This is a genomic window from Streptomyces sp. NPDC058375 (assembly GCF_042723425.1).
In the GTDB taxonomy this organism is placed as follows: Bacteria; Actinomycetota; Actinomycetes; order Streptomycetales; family Streptomycetaceae; genus Streptomyces; species Streptomyces durocortorensis.
The window spans coordinates 21,055-45,030 of sequence record NZ_JBHXJG010000028.1 but is presented as its reverse complement, the minus strand read 5'-3'; the positions used below and the strand labels follow the sequence as shown (position 1 = coordinate 45,030).

The 23,976-nt window shown below is 72.5% G+C and carries 19 protein-coding genes and 1 pseudogene; 8 read left to right on the top strand and 12 right to left on the bottom strand.

Going from position 1 to position 23,976, the window contains the following annotated elements; genetic code table 11:
• Positions 1-2: 2 nt before the first annotated feature.
• Genes ACFWM7_RS07565 through ACFWM7_RS07555 form a run of 3 tightly spaced genes read right to left on the bottom strand, consistent with a single transcriptional unit; the run spans position 3 to position 2,441 of the window.
• On the bottom strand, positions 3-923 hold the full coding sequence (locus ACFWM7_RS07565) for an alpha/beta fold hydrolase (protein WP_383256261.1): 921 nt from the start codon (positions 921-923) through the stop codon (positions 3-5).
• 22 nt (positions 924-945) lie between these two features.
• Positions 946-2,211 carry a beta-ketoacyl-[acyl-carrier-protein] synthase family protein gene (locus tag ACFWM7_RS07560; RefSeq protein ID WP_383256259.1) on the bottom strand — a complete coding sequence of 422 codons (1,266 nt, stop codon included), beginning with the start codon at positions 2,209-2,211 and terminating at the stop codon, positions 946-948.
• Positions 2,208-2,441, bottom strand: coding sequence for an acyl carrier protein (locus ACFWM7_RS07555; RefSeq protein WP_383256257.1), 234 nt, complete (start codon positions 2,439-2,441; stop codon positions 2,208-2,210). The genes ACFWM7_RS07560 and ACFWM7_RS07555 overlap by 4 nt, the downstream gene beginning before the upstream one ends.
• Before the next feature lie 263 nt (positions 2,442-2,704).
• On the opposite strand from ACFWM7_RS07555, the gene ACFWM7_RS07550 reads away from it, so the two are divergent.
• Positions 2,705-3,151 (top strand): nitroreductase family deazaflavin-dependent oxidoreductase, encoded by a 447-nt coding sequence (locus ACFWM7_RS07550; protein ID WP_383256255.1) that lies wholly within the window; start codon positions 2,705-2,707, stop codon positions 3,149-3,151.
• Between the two features lie 82 nt (positions 3,152-3,233).
• Here the strand turns inward: ACFWM7_RS07550 and ACFWM7_RS07545 are convergent, their stop codons facing one another.
• Complete coding sequence (locus tag ACFWM7_RS07545) at positions 3,234-3,791, bottom strand: hypothetical protein (RefSeq protein WP_383256253.1); 558 nt, start codon at positions 3,789-3,791, stop codon at positions 3,234-3,236.
• Positions 3,792-3,984: 193 nt separating this feature from the next.
• Between ACFWM7_RS07545 and ACFWM7_RS07540 the strand changes: the two are divergent.
• The 3 genes and pseudogenes from ACFWM7_RS07540 to ACFWM7_RS07530 all read left to right on the top strand — a co-directional run.
• A pseudogene (locus tag ACFWM7_RS07540) lies at positions 3,985-4,098 on the top strand (nitroreductase); the annotation flags it as partial.
• 244 nt (positions 4,099-4,342) lie between these two features.
• Complete coding sequence (locus tag ACFWM7_RS07535; protein WP_383256251.1) at positions 4,343-5,902, top strand: peptidoglycan-binding protein; 1,560 nt, start codon at positions 4,343-4,345, stop codon at positions 5,900-5,902.
• A 102-nt stretch (positions 5,903-6,004) separates the two neighbouring features.
• Positions 6,005-6,379 carry a hypothetical protein gene (locus ACFWM7_RS07530; protein WP_383256249.1) on the top strand — a complete coding sequence of 125 codons (375 nt, stop codon included), beginning with the start codon at positions 6,005-6,007 and terminating at the stop codon, positions 6,377-6,379.
• Positions 6,380-6,456: 77 nt separating this feature from the next.
• On the opposite strand, the gene ACFWM7_RS07525 is transcribed toward ACFWM7_RS07530, so the two are convergent.
• Positions 6,457-7,128, bottom strand: coding sequence for a hypothetical protein (locus tag ACFWM7_RS07525; RefSeq protein ID WP_383256247.1), 672 nt, complete (start codon positions 7,126-7,128; stop codon positions 6,457-6,459).
• 74 nt (positions 7,129-7,202) lie between these two features.
• Here ACFWM7_RS07525 and ACFWM7_RS07520 point away from each other — a divergent pair, with 74 nt between their 5' ends.
• Positions 7,203-8,069 (top strand): DUF3626 domain-containing protein, encoded by an 867-nt coding sequence (locus ACFWM7_RS07520; protein ID WP_383256245.1) that lies wholly within the window; start codon positions 7,203-7,205, stop codon positions 8,067-8,069.
• 87 nt (positions 8,070-8,156) lie between these two features.
• Here ACFWM7_RS07520 and ACFWM7_RS07515 read toward each other — a convergent pair whose 3' ends face one another.
• From ACFWM7_RS07515 to ACFWM7_RS07490, 6 genes are all read right to left on the bottom strand, one after another.
• Positions 8,157-11,822 (bottom strand): S8 family serine peptidase, encoded by a 3,666-nt coding sequence (locus tag ACFWM7_RS07515; RefSeq protein ID WP_383256269.1) that lies wholly within the window; start codon positions 11,820-11,822, stop codon positions 8,157-8,159.
• Positions 11,823-12,024: 202 nt separating this feature from the next.
• Complete coding sequence (locus ACFWM7_RS07510) at positions 12,025-13,167, bottom strand: XdhC family protein (RefSeq protein WP_383256243.1); 1,143 nt, start codon at positions 13,165-13,167, stop codon at positions 12,025-12,027.
• A 36-nt stretch (positions 13,168-13,203) separates the two neighbouring features.
• Positions 13,204-14,664 carry an NCS2 family permease gene (locus ACFWM7_RS07505; RefSeq protein WP_383256241.1) on the bottom strand — a complete coding sequence of 487 codons (1,461 nt, stop codon included), beginning with the start codon at positions 14,662-14,664 and terminating at the stop codon, positions 13,204-13,206.
• A gap of 334 nt (positions 14,665-14,998) precedes the next feature.
• Positions 14,999-17,449, bottom strand: a complete 2,451-nt coding sequence (locus tag ACFWM7_RS07500) for a xanthine dehydrogenase family protein molybdopterin-binding subunit (protein WP_383256239.1) — start codon at positions 17,447-17,449, stop codon at positions 14,999-15,001.
• On the bottom strand, positions 17,446-18,045 hold the full coding sequence (locus ACFWM7_RS07495; protein WP_383256237.1) for a (2Fe-2S)-binding protein: 600 nt from the start codon (positions 18,043-18,045) through the stop codon (positions 17,446-17,448). The genes ACFWM7_RS07500 and ACFWM7_RS07495 overlap by 4 nt, the downstream gene beginning before the upstream one ends.
• Before the next feature lie 2 nt (positions 18,046-18,047).
• A complete protein-coding gene (locus ACFWM7_RS07490; protein ID WP_383256235.1) occupies positions 18,048-18,938 on the bottom strand; it encodes an FAD binding domain-containing protein in 891 nt (296 codons plus the stop codon).
• Between the two features lie 346 nt (positions 18,939-19,284).
• Between ACFWM7_RS07490 and ACFWM7_RS07485 the strand changes: the two genes are divergently transcribed.
• Together ACFWM7_RS07485 and ACFWM7_RS07480 are read left to right on the top strand one after the other, a co-directional pair.
• Positions 19,285-21,030, top strand: coding sequence for a PucR family transcriptional regulator (locus tag ACFWM7_RS07485; protein ID WP_383256267.1), 1,746 nt, complete (start codon positions 19,285-19,287; stop codon positions 21,028-21,030).
• A 181-nt stretch (positions 21,031-21,211) separates the two neighbouring features.
• Complete coding sequence (locus ACFWM7_RS07480) at positions 21,212-21,994, top strand: hypothetical protein (RefSeq protein WP_383256233.1); 783 nt, start codon at positions 21,212-21,214, stop codon at positions 21,992-21,994.
• Positions 21,995-22,043: 49 nt separating this feature from the next.
• Here ACFWM7_RS07480 and ACFWM7_RS07475 read toward each other — a convergent pair whose 3' ends face one another.
• Entirely contained in the window at positions 22,044-22,832 is a 789-nt protein-coding gene (locus ACFWM7_RS07475) for a GntR family transcriptional regulator (RefSeq protein WP_383256231.1), read from the bottom strand.
• Positions 22,833-22,977: 145 nt separating this feature from the next.
• Here ACFWM7_RS07475 and ACFWM7_RS07470 point away from each other — a divergent pair, with 145 nt between their 5' ends.
• Positions 22,978-23,826, top strand: a complete 849-nt coding sequence (locus ACFWM7_RS07470) for a (2Fe-2S)-binding protein (RefSeq protein ID WP_383256228.1) — start codon at positions 22,978-22,980, stop codon at positions 23,824-23,826.
• Positions 23,827-23,976 lie beyond the last annotated feature (150 nt).

Sequence of the window (23,976 nt, the reverse complement as noted above, 5' to 3'; positions counted from 1 at the left end):
GCTCAGGTCCGCCCGGCCGGGGCCGTGGCCTGACGCGGCAGCACGACCGCGCCGGTCGCACAGGTCGTGGGGGCCACCGGCTCCCGCCCGGTGAAGAACCCGGTGACCAGCGAGGCCACCTCCTCGGCCCGCTCCAGGACCACCCAGTGGTCGGACTCCTCGATCGTGAGGAACCGGCTGCCCTCGATCGTCGCGGCGAACTCCCGCTGCCGCACGGGCGAGGTCACCGTGTCGTGCTCCCCGGCGAAGACCAGCGCCGGTACGCCGGTGAGCCCGCCGGTGAAGTCGGGCCGGTCGGCCAGCGCCCGGTAGAGGGAGTCCGCCGCGTGTGGCGAGTGGGTCAGCGCGTGCAGGAAGGAGCGCCGCACATAGCGTCGCGCCAACTCCCGCCGGTGCACCGCCCGTTCAGGGTCCAGGCACATCAGCGCGTCGGCCGCCGTGGCGGCGAACCCCTCGCGGTCCCCGGCGGCCAGCTGCCGCCTCGCCCGCTCCCAGCAGGCGACCTGAGCCGCGTCGATGTGAACGGGGACGCCACCGAGGGCCAGCCGTGCCACCCGCTCCGGGTGCCGCTGGGCGAAGCCGAAGGCGATGGCGGTGCCGTAGGAGAAGCCGAAGACGTTGAGCCGGGGGGCGCCGAGGTCGTCGGCGATGGCGAGAACGGCCCGGCGCAGCAGATCGGCGCTGGGTCCTGGCGGGAGCGGGTCGGCGCTGCCCATGCCGGGCAGGTCGGCGGTGACGACGTCGGCGGCGGGGCCCAGGTGGTCGTCCATCTGGGGCCAGCCGAACATGCCCTGGAGCGCGCCGCCGAGAATGAGTGTCGGTTCGGTTCGGGGAGGGGCCCCGCCGCTCCGGTCGTACGGCAGGACGCGGTAGCCGTAGCGCACTCCGTCGACCGACAGGGTCCGGATGATCTCCTCGGGCATGTGCTGGTGCGTTCCCTTCCGCTCAGGCCCTGGTGAGGACGAGTGCCGCGTTGTGGCCGCCGAAGCCGAGCGAGGTCTTGACGGCGCAGTCGAAGGCGGCGGCGCGGGCTTCCTTGGCGACCACGTCGATCGGGATCTCCGGGTCGGGTGCGTCCAGATTGACGGTGGGCGGGACCAGTTGGTGCTGGAGGGCGAGCACGGTGAGCGCGGCCTCGATGCCGCCGGCCGCGCCGAGGGTGTGGCCGGTCATCGCCTTGGTGGAGGTCACCAGGGGGCTCTCGCCGAGGACCCGGCGCAGCATCGTGGCCTCGATCAGGTCGTTGGAGAGCGTCGAGGTGCCGTGCGCGTTGACGTGCCCGACATCGGCCGGGGAGAGGCCCGCGTCGGCGAGCGCGGTGCGCAGGGCGCGCTCGATGCCGAGGCCGTCCGGATCCGGGGCGACGGCGGAGTGGGCGTCGCTGGAGGCCCCGTAACCGTTCACGTGGGCGCGGACGGTGGCGCCCCGGGCGCGGGCGTGGTCCGGGTGTTCCAGGACGAGCAGGCCCGCGCCCTCGCCGACGACGAAGCCGTCGCGGTGGGTGTCGAAGGGGCGGCAGGCGGCCGTCGGGTCCTCGCGGCGGGTGGAGACGGCCTTGAGGCTGCACGCGCTGGCGATCAGGAGACGGGTGCAGGTGGATTCCGCGCCGCCCGTGATGACGATGTCGCAGGCCCCGGAGCGGAGCATCTGGTGGGCGGTGCCGATGGCGACGGTGCCGGAGGAGCAGGCGGTGGAGACGGCCTGGCTGGGGCCGTGGACGCCGAGGTCCAGACTGACGCTGCTGGCCGCGCCGTTGACGACGCTGAGCGGGGCGAGCTTCGGGGAGACCCGGCGGGGGCCGCGCCCGGCGAGGGCGGCGGCCTGCTCGTCGTAGAAGGGCAGGCCACCGTGGGCGGAGCCGATGACGACGCCGACGCGGCCGCTGTCCCAGACGGCCGGGTCGAGCCCGGCGTCGGCGACGGCCTCGCGGGCGGCGATGACGGCGAGCTGCGCGAAGCGGTCCATCAGCCGCTGGGTGGCCACGCCCAGGACGGCTCCCGGGTCGCAGTCGGTGACGGAGTAGAAGAAGTCGCAGGGCAGGCCGTCCAGTTCGGGCCGGGGCGCGGCGGACGGCGCGAGGCCCTCGGTGACTCCGTACCAGGCGGCGTCGGCGCCCGTACCGGCGGAGGTGACCAGGCCGACGCCGGTGACGGCGGCGGCGAACGGGGCGAACGGGGTCCGGCGGTAGGGGGCCGCGGTGACCGGGCTCATGCGGAGACCTTCCCGTGCACGGCCTCGACGAGGCGGCCGACGGTGTCGCGCGAGGTGAGCGCGACGTCCTCCAGGTCCACGTCCAGCCGGTCCTCGATGTGCAGCCGCAGCTCCTCCAGCGCGAGGGAGTCCAGCCGCAGCCGGTGCAGCGGAACGTCGGGTCGGATGGCATCGGGGTCGGTTCCGAACTTCGTCACCAGCAGCGTGCTGATCTCTTCCGACGTGCTCATTCGGCTCTCCTGGGCTCGGTGACGCGGTGACGCCGGCCGCGTTGTGAGGGGAGGTGGGGGGAGGGGCCATCGGGGGACGCCGGCTGCTCCGGAAGGACCCTTTATACGCCCTCCCCGCCGGGTTCCCAGTCCGCGTTCCCCCGTGCGATGGGAGGGCTGTCCAGGTGTACGAATACGGGCAGCGGCGACGAGGGAGGACAGGGGACGGGGATGCCAGGATGGAGGCGCAGCCCGTACGGGACGCACGAGAGAAGGAGAAACCCATGACGGCCGAGCAGGACGGCAACGCGGAGGTCGCACTGAGCCCCGCCGACTGGGTCGCCCGGCAGGCCGAGCTGTACGAGTCCTCCGGCGGCACGAAGGGCACGACCCAGCTCGGGGTGCCCTGTCTGCTGATGGACTACGTCGGCCGGCGCAGCGGTACGGTGCGGCGCACGGTGCTGATGTACGGGCGGGACGGCGAGGACTACCTGATCGTGGCGTCCAACGGCGGCTCGGACCGTCCGCCGCTGTGGTATCTGAACCTCCAGGCGAACCCCGAGGTCGAACTCCGGGTGAACACCGAGCGGTTCGGGGCGGTCGCGGCGACGCTGCCGGCCGAGGAGAAGGCGCGGGTCTGGCCGGGGCTGGTGGAGCTGTTCCCGCGCTACGGGGAGTACCAGGCGGGCACCGAGCGGGACATCCCGGTGGTGCGGCTCACGCGGACCTGAGACGGCGTACGGCTGACGCCGAACTGAGACGGCGGAGCGGGGCAGGGTGACGGGGCGGGGCGGCGAGGGCGGCGGTGAACGGTCACCGCTCCGCGCCCTCCGGGAGCAGGTGGGCCAGTAGCAGCTTGATCACCAGGGCAGGGGCGAACCAGGCCAACTCGCGGGGGACGGCCACCGAGGTCGACGCCACCGTGATCGCCAGGGCGGACACGGCGAAAGCGACCGGGCGCCGTAGATCCAGAGGGGCCAGCAGGACCATAACGGCCCCGCCGAGCGTGAGCGCGTAGACGATCAGGGCGGAGAGCAGGCCGAACCCCGGGACGAGCAGGGCCAGGACGAACGGCTGGACATGGGCGGCCACGAACCCGAGGTGGTGCCGGGAGGAGCGTCCCGGGCGGTGAAACCGGCGCTTGGCGGACCGCGTGGTGTTGACGACCGTGCCACCGAACAGATCGAAAGGCACCACGGCGATCACGGTCAGCGACAGCCACGTGTGCTGGGCGGGCAGGGCGAGGGCCGTCGCGAACACGGCCCCGGCGAGCGCACCCGCGTAGCTGACGATCCGCTCACCCCGTTCGGCCTCGGGAGCCACCAACCGCGCGTCGAGCCACCGGCCCGTCGCGGCCCCCGCGGTCCTCACGCCGCCTCCCTGCGGCGCAGTCCCTGGACGCATACGTCGACGATCGGCGCCGCCAACTCGGCGATCGGCAGCGCGGGATCGACAATCCACTGCAGCACACAGCCCTCGATCGCCCCGACGACGACGGCCGCATGACCTTCGCCCGCCCCTGCGCGGGAGACCCCTCGGCCTCGGCGTCGGCGAGCAGTTCGGCGATCACCACGCGGTACTCGCGATACACGGCCGGGACGTCCACTGGCCCGCCGGCAACTTCGGTCCCGTCCGGCGGCGCCCGGTGGCGGACGTCGTCCACCGCGACCGCTGGTAGCCGAAGCCTCGTCAACCTGCGCGGACTCCCCTGCCGGGTGACGTTCACCGTCACCCGGCAGGCCTAGCGGAGCAGTGAACTGCCGTCAGTTTGCAGGATGTTGCCAACGAACCTACCGGCACTGCGCGTTGTCATGCCCACTTCATCTAGCTAGCCTGGCGGTGCTCGATGCCCCTCTGGCCGGCCCCGGCCCGAGGGCTTTTCTCTTCCCCCCCCACTCCCCCGCCACCGAGCAGGAGCCCTCATGCCCCCACGTACCGCCGCCCGGACCCGGACCCGGGCCCGCGTCTGCGCCCTGGCCCTCCTGACCGCCACGGCCCTCCTCACGGCCGGGCAGCCGGCGAACGCCGCCCCGCGGGCGGACACGGCCGATCCGATGAACCGCGCCTTCGCCGAGGCGTCCCAGGAGTACGGCGTACCGCGCGATCTGCTGGCCGCCGTGGGCTACGGCGAGTCCCGGCTGAACGGACACGCGGGCAAGCCCAGCCAGGCGAACGGCTACGGCGTGATGCACCTGGCGAGCAACCCCACCAACCGTTCCCTGGAGAAGGCCTCCGAGCTGACGGGCGAGAGCGCGGCCCGGCTGCGCCGGGACACGACGGCCAACATCCTCGGCGGCGCGGCCGTCCTGCGCGCTCACGCCGACGCGCTGGGCCTGGACGCCGCCGAGCGCCGGGACGTGGACGCCTGGTATCCGGCGGTGGCCCGCTACAGCGCCGCCGACGGACCGGCGGCTGTGCTCTACGCGGACGCGGTCTTCACCTTCCTCGCCGAGGGCGTGGCGGCGACGGTGGCCGGCGGCGAGGAGGTGCTGGTGCCCTCCCGGCCGGTCGACCCGGACAAGGGCGAGCTGTCGGCGTCCGACGTCTACGCGCAGAGCGAGGACTACCCCTCGGCGCGCTGGGTGCCCGCCCACTCCGAGAACTTCGCCGTCAACCGCACCGCGACGGTCGACAAGGTGGTCGTCCATGTCACCCAGGGCTCGTACGCGGGCTCCATCAGCTGGTTCCAGAACCCGGCGTCCCAGGTCAGCGCCCACTATGTGATCCGTTCCTCGGACGGGGAGGTCACCCAGACGGTCCGGGACAAGGACACGGCGTGGCACGCGCGCAGCGCCAACGCCTCGTCCGTGGGGATCGAGCACGAGGGCTGGGTCGACGAACCGGCCTGGTTCACCGACGCGATGTACCGCTCGTCGGCCGCGCTGACCTCCCATCTCAGCGCGAAGTTCGCCATCCCGAAGGACCGGGCGCACATCGTCGGCCACGTCGAGGTGCCCGGCAACGACCACACCGACCCCGGCCCCAACTGGGACTGGAACTACTACATGGAGCTGGTCGGCGGTGACCCGGGCAACGGCGGCGACGGTCTGACGTTCCCGCTCTACACCACGCAGCAGTCCGGCTCGTCGGGCCCGCAGGTGACCGCCGTCCAGACGCTGCTGAGCACGCAGGAGTACAACCCGGGCAAGGTGGATGGCCAGTTCGGCCCCACCACGAAGAGCGCGGTGGAGGCGTTCCAGCGGGCCCGCTCCCTCGGCGTCGACGGGACGGTGGGCCCGAAGACCTGGACGGCCCTGCTGTCGGCCGGCACGACCCCGGTGCTGAAGCAGGGCAGTTCGGGTGATGCGGTGAAGCGCCTCCAGCGAGCCCTGACGGCGGCGCTCGGCACCACCGTGGGTGTGGACGGCAGCTTCGGCCCGACCACGAAGACGGCGGTCACCAACTACCAGACCAGCCGCAAGCTGGGCGTCGACGGCCAGGTGGGCCCGGCCACGTGGAAGGCGCTTCAGAACGGGGTGTGAGCGCGGACCCGGGCGGGGCTCTCCCGAACACGGAGGCTGCCGCCCGGGGTTGCCGGGCGGCGGTCGGCCCCGGCCCCGGCCCCGGCCCGATAACGTCGCCGGGTGTGCTTCTACGCGATGGTCCACTACAAGCTGCACCACGCCTGCGTCGCCTGCCGCGTCAGCTTCAAGCGGTTCCCGCAGGACGGCGGCGACCCGCCCTGCCCGAACTGCGGCCGGGCCCTCGTCTGCGCGGGCCACGACTTCGCGCCTCCGCCGCGCCGTGACACCGATGCCTGGAGCGCGGTCGCGGCCGTGCTGGGGGCGGGCCTGCGCTACGAGGGTCTGAAGCCGTGCGGCTGCGGCAAGCGGCCGCGTTTCCGCCCGCGCACCGGCGCGGAGGTCCGGGCCCGCCTGGCCGTGGCGGCCCGGACCGGGGTGCCGGTGGCCGAGGCGCTGGCCCGGCGCGATCCGGCGGTCCCGGAGGAGGACGACTGACCCAGGGGCCGGCGGCGGGCCAGCCCCGGAGGGCTCACCCGCGTCACGCCGTGGAGTGACCCGGAGGGCTGACCGGATCACTCCCCCGCGCCGGCCGGGTATCCGATCTCCTTGATGTCCTCGGCCAGTTCGGCGGGGATCCGTTCCGGGTTGAGCGCCGCGATCACCTCGTCGGTGAGCGGTCGCAGGGCGTAGACGTGGCGTACGGCCTCCAGGTCGACGGCCGTCTCGAAGTGGTCCTCGGCCCACTCCCGGTACGACTCGGGGGTTCCGGTGACGAGGAGCTGGAAGAGCCAGTCCGCGCCGTCGGAGTCCTCCCCGTCCTCCGGGAACTCGACGGCCCCCGCCCGCCAGCGGTCGTCGCCGCTCTCCCGCCAGAGGCAGGCCGTGACGACGGGCAGCCCGAACTCGTCGCAGAACGACGGCTCGTCCACGTAACGGCGGAACACGGCGGGCACCTCGTCGAGCACCCCGGGCCAGGGGGCGTCGTCCACGTACGGGCTCATCGGCGACTCGTGGTCGAAGCCGCGCGCGTACGCGCCGTCGGCGGAGAAGACGATGGAGAACTCCCCGCCCGCCCCGTCCCGCATCGAGGCCATCGCCTCGGTCGGCGACCACTGGGCGTCGAAGCCGTGCCAACGGTCGTCCCACTCGGGACACAGGATCGCGTCGAGCATCGCCAGGGAACGGCAGAGGTCGGAAAGGGCGGATATGCCCGGCAGCCCGCGGGCCACGTCGTGAACGCTCATGGGCTCATCCAACCGCACCGGCCGGCGAGGGTATTCACGTGCACCCCCGGACACCGTCCGGGCACACTGGCGCGATGACCACCGATCCTCCGTTCTCCGCCGTCCGCAGGCGGGCGCTGGCGCATGTCGCGTCGCGGTCCTCGGGGCTCCCGCTGGAGACCGGGCCGCGCATCACCCTGAACTTCCACCCCGACCGTACGGTGGCGGGGCGGCCGATCCTGGAGCGGTTGCGCGAGGACGGTCTGTACGTCTCCCAGTTCGTGACCGGGACCAGTAACGGCGGGCTCACCGCGCACCCCGGCGGTGACCGGTGGCGCTGGGAGAGCCGGATCTTCGGCGGCGCGTACGACGGGGCCGGGGCGGGCGAGCGGCCCGTCTACGGGGCGCTGGACGTCCGGCAAAGTCCGTTCGGGGCCGCGCCCCGGTTCGGGTCCGCGCACTTCAGGCTGGCGGCGGGCGTCCTCGCCGCGGCCACGTTCTGCTATCCGGACAGCGCAGCGGATCCCGTGCGCTTCGGGGTCACGGCCCGCATGTCGGGGCTCGTCGAGCTGGCCGCGGCGGATGACCGTGACGCGTTGGACGACTACGTGGAGGCGCAGATCCACGCGCCGGTCCGGCTCGACGGGGACGTGGAGGCGTTGGTCCTGGATCCGGTGTTCCGGGGTACGGAGGTGGAGGCGGCGGCCCACCGGCTGCCGTGCCCCGTCGAGTGGCATCCGGGGTTCCGGCTCCCCGTGGAGGAACTGCGACTCCGTCCGGGCTACCGGGGGCCGGAGTTCGTGACCCTCGGTTCGGCGCTGGCGGTCGACGGGTGGCTGGACGCGCGGATCATCGGCGACGCGGTACGGGCCGGTCTGCACGAGGCGCAGGATCTGAAGCGGGTCTGGCATCTGCTGGCCCGGTTCGGACGGGCGCCCGCAACCCTTCCGGCCGGGGGCTGACCCGCCTGGTCCCGCAGCCCTTCCGGCCGGGGGCTGACCGACCTGGTCCCGCACTCCCCCGGATGCGCGGGACCAGGTTTCAGGGGGTCACTTCAGGCCGAACGCCCGGATGATCTCCTGGTCGACGACTAGCCCGCCGGGGCCCTCCGCGTGCGCCTTGAGCGAGACCGATGCCGCGCCCTTCGACGGGGTGCGGAACTTCGCGGCCCACTCACCGGTCTTCTTCTTCCGGAGGTCCACCTTCGTCCAGTGCTTGCCGTCGTCGTAACTGACCGACAGCGACGCCTTGTTCGCCTTCACGGCGCCCGGCAGCCATTCCTGGGTGCCGGAGGTGAGGCCGATCTCCGTCGTGCGGCCGGCCCGGACGTCGCCGGCCAGGTCGGTGTCGACGGCGTAGTCCAGCTGGAGCAGCGGAATGTCGGCCTGGTAGGGGCCGCCCTCCTCCAGCGCGCCGGAGACGAAGCCCCACTCGGAGTGCGTACGGGTCGACGTCTTCCAGGTCTTCGCGTCGCGCTGCGAGTCGATGACCAGGCGGTAGGACTGCTCATCGGCGGAGAGGTCGCCGATGTAACCGGCCCGGCCCGCGCCCTTCTTCAGCTCCGTGTCGCCCCGGTAGAAGGCGTACGAGGTGGTGTCGTACTCGTTCTCGGGCATCGAGCCGGAGTGGCCCGCGCCCGCGTCCGTCCACGGGGTGATGTTGAACTGGAGGTCGTTGTTGACCGTGCGGAACGGGCCCCAGTAGCCGGTGCCGAGACGGGGGCGGGTCACCGGGGCGAACCACTCGGCGCGGTAGTCCTTGCCCGCCCGGTAGTCCAGCTCCGCGCTGCGCATCTCGTGCGCCCGGTCGGACTCGTCGGCATTGAGGACCGAGTGGTTCTCGTACCAGAACGAGTCGCCCGGCAGCGGGTTGACCCATTCGGTGCGGACGTCGGGGAACTGCTCGTACTCCTCGAAGCCGAGGCCGGGGCCGTAGTCGGGGATGTCGTAGCGGTAGCCGCCGCCGAGCGTCTTCTTGTGGCCGTAGAAGGTGTTCTCCACCTCCGCCAGCTGCCGGGTCGAGGGCGCGAAGGCCAGCGAGCGGTCCGGGATCCTGCCGTCGTGGCGGTCCACCAGGTCGTAGAGGTGGTCCGCGAACTTCTTCTGGTCGACCTCGATCTTCTTGCCGCGTTGTGCGGCGCGGATCAGGTCCTGGCCCGCGGACTTCTGGACCGAGGCGACGGGGATCGTGGTCTGCTCGCCCCACGGGGTGTAGCTCTCCATCGCCACGCCGCGCTCGTCGTTGACGACGAACAGGGCCTCGGCCCCGGCGGCCAGCGCCGCCGCGAGACGTTCGGCGGGGGTGACGTCGGCGCTACGGGTGATCACGACGGCCTTGCCGCGCGCGTTCAGCCCCTTGAAGTCCGCCGGTGCGCCCTGGCCCGCGTACACCGCGTTCAGCTTCTGCCTGCTGTCCTCGGCGATCGCCGCGCCGCCCTGGGCGAAGACGGGTACGTCACGGCCGTCGGCCTCGACGTCGATCAGCTCCTCTCCCTGCCGCCAGCGGGTCAGGAAGCTGAAGTCACCCTCCTTGACCTTCTTCGTGGGGCTCGCCCACAACTGGTCGTGGGTGAGCGGTATTTGGTACGCGTCACGCTGGACGGTGCCGTCCGGCGCGGTACGCGCCATGTCGTAGCGGAGCTGGCGGGTCTCGGTCTCCTTCGGGGTGCGCACGCTGACCTTGCGGGCCTTGGAGGCGTCGAGGGTGACCGTGGTGGAGCCGGTCAGGAGCGTCTCGGGGGCCGCGAGGAACGCGACGGCCTTGGAGTCGGGGCGGTCGCCGTCCACGTCCACGGAGGCCCAGGCGGAGTAGTTGCCGGGCGGCAGGCGCAGCGTGGTCTCGCCGCCGCTGATCTGGACGAGGCCGAGCTGCGGGTCGCCCAGCTCGGCGAGGACGACCAGGCCGTCCATCGGCTTGCCCGACCGGTCGCGGAGCTTCAGCGTCAGATCGTGCAGCTCCTTCTCCTTGGTGAGCGCGAAGCCGGTGTGCGCGACCGTCGTGCCCGCCGCGTCGGTCGCGACGACCTGGCCCGAGAAGGTCGTGTCGTTGGCGACCTTCGCCGGGTCCAGGGACAGGACCGCTTCGGCGGTGCCGCCCGCCGGGACGGTCAGCGTCTCGGTGGAGAGCGTGTAGGCCGCTTCGTCCGTGTCGGGGGCGAGGTTCAACACGGCGTCCGTGGCACCCGTGTTGCGGTAGGTGATCGTACGCTCGGCGACCTCGTCGGACGGGCTGTGCGGCCAGGCGTAGGAGGCGACCTCGACCGAGCCGGTGGCCTCGATCGTGGTGTCGATCGCCGCCTTCACATCGAGGCGGCCCGTGCCCTGCTCGTAAGGGGTGTACGCGTCGAGCTTCTTGGACGAGGTCATCAGCGCGTCCTTGATGCGCTGACCGCTCCAGTCCGAGTGACGCTGCTTCAGGATGGCGGCCGCGCCCGCGACATGGGGCGTGGCCATCGACGTACCGGACATCGACCGGTACATGCCCTCGGTGCCGGGGACGGACTGCGAGGCGGCGGCGTTGATGTCGACGCCGGGTGCCGACAGGTCGGGCTTCAGTCCGTGCGAGCGGACCAGCGGGCCCATGGAGGAGAAGTCGGCGCGGGCGTCCTGCTTGTCGACGGCGGCGACGGTGAGCGCCTGCTCCGCCGAGCCCGGCGAGCCGATCGTGCCCGCCCCGTACGCGTTGCCCGCCGCGATGACGAAGAGCGGACCGCCGTCCGCCGAGAGGGAGTTCACCGCCTGGGACATCGGGTCGGTGCCGTCGTCGGGCACCGGGGAGCCGAGGCTCATGGAGACGATGTCGGCCCCTTCGGCCTTCGCCCACTCCATGGCCTCGATGATCCCGGAGTCCGCGCCGGAGCCCTCGTCGCTGAGGACCTTGCCGACGAGCAGGTCGGCCGCCGGGGCGACACCCTTGTTCGCGCCGTCGGAGGCCGCTCCGGATCCGGCGATGGTGGAGGCGACGTGCGTGCCGTGGCCGTTCTTGTCGTCGACCTCCTCGCCCGGGACGAAGCTGCGGGATCCGACGAGGCGGTCCTTGACGTCCGGGTGGTCGGCGTCGATGCCGGTGTCCAGGACGGCGACCTTGGCGCCCTTGCCGTCGAAGCCGGCGGCCCACGCCTCGGGGGCGTTCACCTGAGGCACCGACTCGGCGAGCAGCGCCTCGGAGCGGCCGTCCAGCCAGAGCTTGGCGATCCCGCTGTCGAGCGAACGGGCGCTGGGCGTACGGGTGATGGCGTCCCAGAACGTGCGCGCCCCGTCCTTGTCGGCGCTGAGCGCGGCGCCGTGGATGGAGGCGAGGGTGCGGACCTTCTTCGCGCCGCGCGGGGCGGCGGGCAGGGCCTTGGCGCGGGCGGGCGGATAGGTGGCGATGACCGGGATGGCACCGGTGCCCTCGTCGTCGTACCCCATCCGGACCAGGGCCGAGACGTTGAACAGCCGCCGGTCCAGAGTGCCCGCCGCGATCAGCGGGGTGGCCTCGTCGGGCAGGACGTACACGTCCTCGCCCGCCTGCTGGATCCGGACGCCGCCGCTCGCGCCGTCGGGGCGGTCCACGGTGACGGTGTCCTGGCCGCCGGGGCCGTCCACGTACCGCACCACGTCGCCGGTGACGAGGGTGACGGTGTGGCTGTCGGTGCGCGGGGCGGAACCTGGGGCGTCGGCACCCGGCGCGGGGGCGGCGCCGGCGGTGCCCGCACCGGCGAAGGGGACCAGCATGCCGCCCAGGAGGGCCGCCGAGGTCGCCAGGAGCAGGGGTCTGCGTCCTGGGCGAGCGGATCTCGCCCGGCCGGGAACGGAGGAGGGGGAAGAAGTCATGCAGCTGATCTACCGGCTGACCCGGCGTGTCCGCTGCGTTCCGGGCGGGCGGGAAACCGCCGTGGCGGTAACCCGCCGAGGTGGACGGGGGTTGACGGGCGTTTCAGGCCACCGAGGCGAGGGGCTGTCCGCTGCTGTCGTGGTGGATCGGGGTGTGGGCCCCGGTCAGCGGTACGCCGCTGCCGCCGCGCCGGACCGCGACGATCTCGGCCGCGATGGACAGGGCCGTTTCTTCCGGCGTACGGGCTCCGAGGTCCAGGCCGATCGGGGAGCGCAACCGGGCGAGTTCGCGTTCGGTGACGCCGACCTCGCGCAGCCGGTCGTTGCGCTCCAGGTGGGTGCGGCGCGAGCCCATCGCCCCGATGTAGGCGACCGGAAGACGCAGCGCGGCCTCAAGGAGGGGTACATCGAACTTGGCGTCGTGGGTGAGGACGCAGAGTGCGGTGCGGGCGTCGGTCTCCGTCCCGGCGAGGTAGCGGTGGGGCCAGTCGACGACGATCTCGTCGGCCTCGGGGAAGCGGGCCGCGGTGGCGAAGACCGGGCGGGCGTCGCAGACGGTGACCCGGTAGCCGAGGAACTTCCCGGCCCGGACGAGGGCGGCGGCGAAGTCGATCGCGCCGAACACGATCATGCGGGGCGGCGGCACGCTGGACTCGACCAGCAGCTCGATGGGCCGGCCGCAGCGGGAGCCCTCCGCGCCGATGGCGAGCGGTCCGGTGCGGCCCGCGTCCAGCAGGGCCCGGGCCTCGGCGGCGGCGGTCCGGTCGAGCGCCGGGTGGCCGCCGAGCCCGCCCTCGTAACTTCCGTCGGGGCGGACCAGGAGCGGCAGGCCGAGCAGTTCCTCGGGCCCGTCCGTGACCCGTGCCAGCGCCGCCGCCGTCCCCTCCGCGGCGGCCGCGAGCGCCGCGGCGAACACCGGTCGGGCGGGATCCTCCGCCCGTACCGGTGTCACCAGGATGTCGATGATGCCGCCGCAGGTCAGACCGACCGCGAAGGCGTCCTCGTCGCTGTAGCCGAATCGCTCACGGACGGGCCGGCCGTCCTCCAGGGCCTGTTGGCACAGCTCGTAGACCGCCCCCTCCACGCATCCGCCGGAGACCGAACCGATGGCCGTGCCGTCGCGGTCGACGGCGAGGGCCGCGCCGGGCTGCCGGGGCGCGCTGCCGCCGACCGCCACCACGGTGGCGACGGCGAACTCGCGTCCCTGCGAGACCCACCGGTGCAGCTCTTCGGCGATGTCCAGCATGGCGTTGTCTCCTCAAGGGTGAAGGGGGCCGGGGCGTCAGTGGACGCCCAGCCAGCTCTCGATCGGGTTGAGGGCGAAGAAGACGATGAAGATCACCGTCAGTCCCCACATGAAGGCCCCGACCTCGCGGGCCCGGCCCTGGGCGAGCTTGATGGCGCTGTAGGCGATGACACCCGCGGCGACACCGGTGGTGATGGTGTACGTGAAGGGCATGAGGACCACGGTCAGGAAGACCGGAATGGCGACGGAACGGTCGCTCCAGTCCACGTGCCGGGCGTTCTGCATCATCATCGCGCCGATGACGACGAGGGCGGCGGAGGCCACCTCGGTCGGCACGATCGCGGTGAGCGGGGTGAAGAAGAGGCAGGCGGCGAAGAACAGGCCGGTGACGGCGGAAGCAAGCCCGGTCCGGGCTCCTTCCCCGACGCCGGTGGCCGATTCGACGAAGACCGTCTGACCGGAGCCCGAGGCGACACCGCCGATGACGCCACCGGCGCCGTCGACGAAGAGCGCCTTGGACAGGCCCGGCATGCGGCCCTTCTCGTCGGCGAGCTTGGCCTCGGTGCCGACGCCGATGATGGTGGCCATCGCGTCGAAGAAGCCAGCGAGCACCAGGGTGAAGACGATCATGCCGACCGTGATGACGCCGACATCGCCCCAGCCGCCGAACTCGACGTTCCCGAAGAGCGAGAAGTCGGGCATGGAGACCGCGCTGCCGTCCAGCTCCGGCGGACCGCTGGGGCTCCACGACTTGGCGTCGATGTCGACGATCGCGTTGAGCACGACGGCGAACACGGTGCCGACGGCGATGCCGATCAGGATCGCGCCGGGGATGTTGCGCGCCTGGAGCATGAAGATGAGCAGCAGGGTCACGCAGAAGATCAGGACGGGCCAGCCGGCCAGTTCACCGGCCGGGCCCAGCGAGACCGGGGTCGCCACGCCCTGGTGGACGAAGCCGGCCTTGAAGAGGCCGATGAGGGCGATGAAGAGCCCGATGCCCATGGTGATGCCGTGCTTGAGCGCGAGCGGGATCGCGTTCATGATCATCTCGCGGAGGCCGGTGACCACCAGGAGACAGATCACCACACCGTAGATCACACACATGCCCATGGCCTGCGGCCAGGTCATGTTGGGCGCGACCTGCGAGGCGAGCACACCGGAGACGCTGAGCCCGGCGGCGAGGGCCAGGGGCACCTTGCCGACGAAGCCCATCAGCAGGGTCGTTGCCGCCGCCGCGAAGGCGGTGGCGGTGATCAGGCCGGGCTGGCCGAGAACGTTGCCGTTGACGTCCTCCCCGCCGAGGATGATCGGGTTCAGCAGGAGGATGTACGCCATGGCCATGAAGGTCGTGACGCCGCCGCGCAGTTCGCGCGCGACCGTGGATCCTCGTTCGGATATGTGGAAGTACCGGTCGAGCCATGATCTTCCGGCGGGGACGCGCGAGCCGGGGCCCGCACCTTCCGGGCTGGTCTTCGGTTCCACTGACTGCTGGGTCATGATGCCTGACTCCCAAGGTTCACAGGGGCACCCGCTTGGAGATTGCTGATTGCGGGATTTGGGATGACTGCGTCGGCTGCACGACCCGGGGACGGCCGGGACGAACTGTTGAAGCAGAACGGATGTGCCGGCGGCACGGATGATCCGTGAGGCGCTGCCGTGCTGACGGGCACGGCGGTGAAGAACCGCGAGCGGTGCGGTACTTGGGCCTCCGGGCGGTGCGGGGTGCGGAAAAGTGTGACGTTCTCGGCTCAGCACACCGCCCGGAGAGTTCGGGGGGGGACCGCTCGGAGCGTGCCGGGTGACGTCCGGTGGGAGGTCACCCGGCAGGCTCTCAGGTGCTGGTGAGGTGTTCGGGCCGCACCGGTGTCCTGTTGAGTTCAAGGCCCGTCGCGTTCCGGATCGCCGCGAGGACGGCCGGGGTGGACGACAGGGTGGGGGCCTCGCCGATGCCGCGCAGCCCGTACGGGGCGTGCTCGTCGGCGAGTTCGAGCACGTCGACCGGGATGGTCGGCGTGTCGAGGATCGTGGGGAGCAGGTAGTCCGTGAAGGAGGGGTTGCGCACCTTCGCGGTCTTCGGGTCGACGATGATCTCCTCCATCACCGCGACGCCCATGCCCTGGAGCGTGCCGCCCTGGATCTGGCCGAGGACGGAGAGCGGGTTGAGCGCCTTGCCGACGTCCTGGGCGCAGGCCAGTTCGATGACCTTGACCAGGCCGAGCTCGGTGTCGACCTCGACGACCGCCCGGTGCGCGGCGAAGGAGTACTGGACGTGGCCGTTGCCCTGTCCGGTACGGAGATCGAACGCCTCGGTGGGCCGGTGGCGCCACTCCAGCTCGATGTCGATCGCCTCGTCCTCCAGCACGTCGGCCACGTCGGCGAGCACCTCGCCGCCGTCGGTGACGACCTTGCCGCCCTCCAGGAGCAGTTCGGCGGTGGCCCAGGCCGGGTGGTAGGTGCCGAACTTGGTGCGGCCCAGCTCCAGGACCTTCTCGCGTACGGCTTCGCAGGAGTTCTTGACCGCGCCGCCGGTGACGTACGTCTGGCGGGAGGCGGAGGTGGATCCGGCCGAGCCGACGCGGGTGTCGGCGGGGTGGATGGTGACCTGGTTGACGCCGAGTTCGGTACGGGCGATCTGGGCGTGGACGGTGACGCCGCCCTGGCCGACCTCGGCCATCGCGGTGTGCACGGTCGCGACCGGCTCGCCGTTGATGACCTCCATCCGCACCCGGGCGGTGGAGTAGTCGTCGAAGCCCTCGGAGAAGCCGACGTTCTTCAGGCCGACCGCGTAGCCGACGCCGCGGACGACGCCTTCGCCGTGGGTGGTGTTGGAGAGCCCGCCGGGCAGGGCACGCACGTCGACGGAGGTGCCTTCGCTGCCGGCCGTCAGCCACTCCTGCTCGGGCGGCAGCGGCCGGGCCTTGACCCGGCGCAGCAGCTCGGCGACCGGGGCCGGGGAGTCGCAGGCCTGTCCGGTGGGCAGCAGGGTGCCCTGCTCCATGGCGTTGAGCTGCCGGAACTCCACCGGGTCCATGTCCAGCTTCGCGGCCAGCTTGTCCATCTGCGCCTCGTAGGCGAAGCACGCCTGGACCGCGCCGAAGCCGCGCATCGCGCCGCAGGGCGGGTTGTTGGTGTAGAGGGCGATCGCCTCGATGTCGACGTCCTCGATCTTGTACGGGCCGACCGAGAGCGAGGAGGCGTTGCCGACGACCGCCGGGGAGGCGGAGGCGTAGGCCCCGCCGTCCAGGACGATCTTGCACTTCATGTGCGTGAGCTTGCCGTCCTTGGTGGCGCCGTGCTCGTAGTACAGCTTCGCCGGGTGCCGGTGGACGTGGCCGAAGAACGACTCGAACCGGTTGTAGACGATCTTGACGGGCTTGCCGGTGCGGAGCGCCAGCAGGCAGGCGTGGATCTGCATCGAGATGTCCTCGCGGCCGCCGAAGGCCCCGCCGACGCCGGAGAGCGTCATGCGGACCTTGTCCTCGGGGAGGCCGAGGACGGGGGCGATCTGGCCGAGGTCCGAGTGCAGCCACTGGGTGGCGACGTACAGCTCGACGCCGCCGTCCTCGGAGGGCACGGCGAGGCCGGACTCGGGGCCGAGGAAGGCCTGGTCCTGCATGCCGAAGGTGTACTCGCCCTTGACGATGACGTCGGCGCGCTCGGCGGCCGCCTCGGCGTCGCCGCGGATGATCGGCTGGCGGTGCACGATGTTGGGGTGCGGGACGTGGCCGATGTGGTGGTCGTCGCGGCCCTCGTGCACGAGCACGGCGTCCGGAGCGATCGCGGATGCCTCGTCGGTGATGAGCGGCAGCTCGCGGTACTCGATCTTGATCTTGGCGGCGGCGCGGCGCGCGGTCTCCGGGTGGTCGGCGGCCACGATGGCGACCGGCTCACCGTGGTGGCGGACCTTGCCGTTGGCGAGAACCGGCGTGTCCTGGATCTCCAGGCCGTAGTTCTTCATTTCCGCGGGCAGGTCGTCGTAGGTCAGCACCGCGTAGACGCCGGAGGTGGCGAGCGCCTCGGAGGTGTCGATGGAGACGATCTCGGCGTGCGCGACGGTGGAGCGCAGCGTCTGGCCCCACAGCATGTCCTCGTGCCACATGTCGGAGGAGTACGCGAACTCGCCGGTGACCTTGAGGGTGCCGTCGGGGCGGAGCGTGGACTCGCCGATGCCGCCCTTGGTGGGCGAACCCTGGGTGATCTTGGTGGGCGTGCCGGACGGTACGCTCTGGGCCTTCGGCATCGTGGCCGCGGGGCGCTTGGTGGCTTCGGGGCGCGTCGTCATGACTGGACCGCCTCTTCCTGACGGGCGGCCGCGAGGCGGACCGCGTCGAGGATCTTCTCGTAACCGGTGCAGCGGCACAGGTTGCCGGAGAGGGCCTCGCGGATGTCCTGGTCGGACGGGGAGGGGCTGTTCTCCAGCAGTTCGTCGGCGGCGACCAGCAGGCCGGGGGTGCAGAAGCCGCACTGGACGGCTCCGGCGTCGATGAACGCCTGCTGGATCGGGGACAGTTCGACGGCCTCGCCGGTCTGGCCGTCGGTGGGCCGGGCCTGCCAGCGCTTGGCGGAGTCCAGGGAGGTGCCGCACGCGCCGGAGGCGCAGCCGCTGCCGGGGTGGGCGTCCTCGCGGTGCTTGGAGTAGTCGGCCAGGCCCTCGACGGTGACGACCTCGCGGCCCTCGACCTGGCCGGCGGCGACCAGGCAGGAACAGACCGGGACGCCGTCCAGGCGGACCGTGCAGGAACCGCACTCGCCCTGCTCGCAGGCGTTCTTGGAGCCGGGCAGGCCCATGCGCTCACGCAGGACGTACAGGAGGGACTCGCCCTCCCACACGTCGTCGGCTTCCTGCGGACGGCCGTTGACCGTGAAATTGACTCGCATGGTTACGCAGCTCCTTCCAGCGTGCGGCCCGCGCCGCGGTACTGCTCCCAGGTCCAGCCGAGTGTGCGGCGGGCCATGATGCCGACCGCGTGCCTGCGGTACTTCGCCGTGCCGCGCACGTCGTCGATCGGGTTGCAGGCGCCGGACGCGAGGGCGGCGAACTGCTTGGCGATCGCGGGAGTGATGATCTTTCCGTTGTCCCAGAAGCCGCCCTCGTCGAGCGCGGCGTTCAGGAAGTCCTCCGCCTCCTTGGCCCGGACCGGGGTCGGGGCGGCGGAACCGATGCCGGTGCGCACGGTGCGGGTCTCGGGGTGCAGCGCGATACCGAACGCGCAGACGGCGATGACCATGGCGTTGCGCGTGCCGACCTTGGAGTACTGCTGCGGTCCGTCGGCCTTCTTGATGTGCACCGCGCGGATCAGCTCGTCCGGCTCCAGGGCGTTGCGCTTGACGCCTGTGTAGAAAGCGTCGATAGGAATCAGCCGCGTTCCGCGTACGGATTCGGCCTCGACCTCGCAGTCGGCCGCGAGCAGGGCCGGGTGCGCGTCGCCGGCCGGCGAGGCGGTGCCGAGGTTGCCGCCGACGCCGCCGCGGTTGCGGATCTGCGGGGAGGCGACGGTGTGCGAGGCGAGCGCCAGGCCGGGCAGCTCGGCCCGCAGGTGGTCCATGATGCTGCTGTACGGCACGGAGGCGCCGAGCCGCACCTTCTCCTGGCCCACCTCCCACTCGGACAGCTCACCGATGCGGTTCAGGTCCAGGAGGTACTCGGGCCGCCGGTGGTCGAAGTTGATCTCGACCATCACATCGGTGCCGCCCGCGATGGGCACAGCCGTGGGGTGCTCGGCCTTGGCGGCGAGCGCCTCCTCCCAGCTGGCGGGGCGAAGGAAGTCCATGAGTGGCTCTCTTCTTCTCAATCGGTCGTTCGCCGGGGCCGGGGACGGCCTGCCTCGACTGGCTCGTTCATATGGTGTTCACGTGGTGTGTGGCCCAGTACACAAGCCCAGCCCCGGCCGGTGCAGTCACCGAAACACTGAAGGAGTTGGCTGGTCTCCGTCCTCGTCTTGTAGATTCGAACGAATGGCGGAGATCAGTAACCTCTCCGTAATTCACAGATACCCGTTCGCCCCTCCGCTCCCCCACCCCACGACCTGCTTCACCCCCCGCCCCACGACCTCCTTCACCACCTCCCCCTCCACCACCTTCACCTGCTCCTTCCACGAAAAGATCGGCGGCGACGAGATGCGGCTGCGCGCACTGCTGGAGACCGACGCGCTGGGCCTGCGGCTGCTCGGCGGCGAGGACGAGCTGGACCGCACGGTCCGGGGCGTCATGACGACCGACCTGCGCGACCCGAGCCGCTACCTCTCCGGCGGCGAACTGGTGCTCACGGGCCTGGCCTGGCGCCGGGACGCGGCGGACTCCGAGCCGTTCGTCCGGATCCTGGCGGGCGCCGGGGTGGCCGGTCTCGCGGCCGGCGAGGCGGAGCTCGGCGACATCCCGTCCGATCTGGTCGAGGCGTGCCTGCACCACCGCCTCCCTCTTTTCGCCGTGCACGAGACCGTTGCGTTCGCGACGATCACCGAGTACGTCGTACGTCAGGTCTCCGGCGAGCGGGCGGGCGATCTGGCGGCCGTGGTGGACCGGCACCGGCGGCTGATGACCTCGGGCCCGGCGGGCGGCGGCCCCGAGGTGGTCCTGGACCTCCTCACCTCCGACCTGGACCTGCGGGCCTGGGTCCTCTCCCCCACCGGCCGCCAGATCGCCGGGGCGGGCGCTCCGCTGCCCGGGCCGCTGGGCGCGGCGCTGGCCGGGCACCACCTGGCCGCGACCCGGACCGGCCGCCGGGGTCCGCACCGTGCGGCGGTCGCCGGTACGACGTATTCGCTCTTCCCGATCCGGAACACCGGCCGGGGCGCGGCGCCGGCCGCCCGCGACGTACGGGAGTCGGTGCTGTCCGACTGGCTGCTGGCGGTCGAGGCGGACGCCTCGGACTGGCCCGCGGCCCGGCTCGACCTGCTCCAGGGCGTCACCCAGCTGATCGCGGTCGAACGCGACCGCCGCGACGCGGCCCGTACGGTACGCCGCAGGCTCGCCCAGGAGGTGCTGGAGCTGGTCCAGGCGGGCGCCGCCCCCGCCGAGATCGCGGCCAGGCTGCGGGTCGCCGCACCGGTCCTGCTGCCCGGCCTCGGCGTGGCCCCGCAGTGGCAGGTCGTGGTGGCCCGGGTCGACTGGACCGACCCCGGCCAGGCCGCCGCCGCGGGCGAGATCGCGAGCGGTCCGGTGGCCCAGGCGCTGCTGGAGGAGATCCTGGTCGACCCGGCGGTCAGCGGCCCCGACTCCGCCGACCGGATCGCCGTCGCCCACACGGGCGACGAGGCCATCGCCCTGGTGCCGCTGCCCGCGATCGTCACCGCGCCCACCGAGCCCGGCGAGGGTACGGAGGTCGACGCGGCCGGCGGCGAGGACGCCGACGCCCTCGACGGGGAGCCCGGGCTGCACGCCGACGCGCTGCTCGCCTCGGTGCGCGAACCGCTCTCGGCGGGACTGGCCGAGGACGGCAGGCTGACACTGGGTGTCAGCGCGGCCGTGCATTCCGCCGAAGGACTGCGCGGCGCGCTGGAGGAGGCCCGGCACGCCCGCCGGGTGGCCGCGGCCCGCCCGGGCCGGGTCTGCGCGGCCGGTCACCACGAACTGGCCTCGCACGTGCTGCTGCTGCCGTTCGTCCCGGACGACGTCCGGCGCGCCTTCACCGCACGGCTGCTGGACCCGCTGCGCGACTACGACCGGCGCCACCGGGCGGAGCTGATCGAGACGCTGGAGGCCTTCCTGGACTGCGACGGGTCCTGGACCCGCTGCGCGGCCCGGCTGCACCTCCACGTCAACACACTGCGCTATCGCGTCGGGCGCATCGAGCAGTTGACGGGGCGTGACCTTTCGCGCCTGGAGGACAAGCTCGACTTCTTCCTCGCCCTGCGCATGAGCTGATCTTCCGGCCGCGCACGGGGTCCGCCGGGCCCCGTCGCGCTCCGACCGATTGTGAAATCTTTCACCTGACATTGCCCGGACCCCTTGGCCCGGAGTGCCGATCCATGCTGAGATGCGGCATCACTCAAGCACTCAACAGCACAATGGCGCGCTCGGGGAGGGCAATGTGGCGCATACCGCCATGTCTGGTTCCGGAACGACAGCAGATGACGATCCTCCGCTCCAGACCGCGGTATGGCGGCTGCGGTCACGCGCTTGCTGGACGGACGCGGCCGCCCTGCTGGAGCACCACACGAGCACCGATCCGGCCGCCGCGCTCCAGCGCACCGCGCTGCTGACCGAGCGGTGCCTGTACACCGGACAGGGCTGGACCGAGGCCGAGGACGCCCTGCGCACGGCGGAGGCCATCGCCCGCAGCGACGACGAGCGGGGCTCGGCCGCCTCCGAGCGGGGCCATCTGGCGTACGCCTCGACCCTCCTGGCGGTGCGGGACCGGGCCGACGAGGCGAGCGTGGCGTTGAGCCGGTCGGCGGCCCTGCTGGCCCCCGCGTCACCCGCCCGGCCGCTGCTGGACTTCCGCCGGGGGCTGATCGCCCAGAACATCGCGGAGTCGCCGCAGGCGGCGCGTGCCGCCTTCCGCCGGGCGCACGCCGGTGCGGCGACGCTGGGCGACGAGCTGCTCCTGTCCTCCACCTGGCGCCATCTGGCCGCGCTCGCGCTGCGCGAGGGGGAGCTGGCCGAGGCCCGGCACGGCTTCGCGGAGTCGCTGCGGATCCGGGAGGAGCTGGGGTTCCTGGTCGGTACGGCCCCGGCGCTGATCTCCCTCGCCGGGGCGGAGGACGAACCGGAGGCGACCCGGCTGCGCGCCGAGGCCGGCCGGCTGTTCCGGCTGCTGGGCGGCGTGCCCACCTGGCTGGCCCCGTATCTGGGCCCCCCGGCCCCGCGCACCGCCGAGGCGAGCTGAGCGGAGGCGTGCGGGCGGGCCGGCGGCGGGGCCGCGAGGCCGCCGCCGGTCAGCCGTCGGCGCCGGTGAAGTGTTCGCGGACCAGGGCCTGCACGACGGTGAGGTCCTGGGCGATGAGGGCGTCGAGCAGGGCGGTGTGCTCGGCGGCGTCGGCCAGCAGCTCGGCCCGGCGGGTGGCGGGGCCCGCGACCAGCGGCCACTGGGAGCGCCGGTGGAGTTCGTCGGCGACGGTCACGAGCTGCTCGTTGCCCGACAGCGTGAGGACCGCCCGGTGGAAGGCCCGGTCCGAATCGGCGTAGGCGGCCCGGTCCCCCACGGCGGCCGCCGCGACGGTGGCGTCCGCCAGCGGGCGCAGGACGCTCCAGCGGTGCGCCGGGACCGTACGCGCCAGGCGCAGCATCACCGGGACCTCGATCAGGGCCCGTACCTCGGCCAGCTCGGCCAGCTCGCGGGGGCCGCGTTCGCTGACCCGGAAGCCGCGGTTCGGCACGACCTCGACGGCGCCCTCGACGGCCAGCCGCTGCATGGCCTCGCGCACCGGCGTCGCGGAGACCCCGAAGCGGGCGCCGAGCGCGGGGGCGGAGTACACCTGGCCGGGCACCAGCTCGCCGTCGACGAGGGCGGAGCGCAGGGCGTCCAGGACCTGGCCGCGCACGGAGTGGCGCTGGACGGCACGCGGCGCGGGAGGCTCGCTGTGGGTGTGTTCGCCCCGGGCCTGCTCCGGCACGCGGTCCTGCGGCACTCTGTTCCCCGGAGTCCGGCTCTCCGCCGGGGCGTGCGGGAACGCTCCGGGGGCGTACGCCGGACGTACGCCCTCGCGCGCGCTGCCCTGCTCCACCGGACCTCCTCCGCCTGCTGCGGGCCGACTCGCGTGCGCCGGACCTCCTGTGCACGATAGAGGGAGGAGGCCGCGGTTCAAACATCGATGACGTCGGGTAAGGTAAGCCTTACCTGCAAACGATCCCGATTCGGTGGTCCCCTGCATGACCCTCTCCCCGCCGTTCACCGGTGCCGCGACGTCCCCCGTGACCGCCGCGTACACCCGCCTGACCGAGGTGTTCCCCGGTCTGCGGGCCGACGTGCTCGACGGTGACGCCGTCGCCCCGTCCGGCGCGGGCTGGGTCGGCGCCGCGGAGCTGGCGGCCGGCGGCCCCGCCGTGGACACCTTCCTGGCCTGGGACAACGCCCAGGTGCTGCGCGACTACGGCCGGCAGGCCCGCCCGGACGTGGTGGCGAGCTTCGGCCTCCACCGGTACGCCTGGCCCGCCTGCCTCCTGGTGACGGTGCCGTGGTTCCTCCAGCGCCGGGTGCCGCGGATCCCGGTCGAGGACGTGGCCTTCCAGCGGGCGCTGGGACACCTGACCGTACGGGTGAGGGAATTCGCCTGCCTGCCGGACGACCCTGCGGCGACCCTGCCCGGGGCCCGGGTCGTTCCGGACGGGACGGCGCTGCGGGCCGAGGTCCTGGCCTCGCTGACCGAGCACCTCGGTCCGGTGCTGGAGGGCTTCGGGCCGCGCATGCGGCGCGGGAAGCGGGCCCTGTGGGGGATGGCGACGGACGAGATCGTCGAGGGCCTCTGGTACATCGCGCATCTGCTGGGCGAGGAGCGCCGGGCGATGGCCGAGCTGGAGCTGCTGCTCCCCGGCACCACGAAGCCGTACGTCGGCACCGCGGGCTTCCGTGAGCTGACCGGGCCAGACGGGCAGTCGCTGCCGACCCGGGACCGGGCGAGCTGCTGCCTCTTCTACACCCTGCGCCCCGAGGACACCTGTGTGACCTGCCCGCGTACCTGTGACGCGGACCGGGTGCGGAAGCTCGCCACCGCTTCCTGATCCGCGCGGCATCCACACCGCCCGTCCGGATGACGTGGAATCGAACGCAACTCGGCTCACCGGGCGGTCGTTCGAGAAGATTCCACCCATCGATATCCTCTCCCACCCCCATGGCGTGCTCTTGTCCCGAAACCACCGGAGCGGGACGGG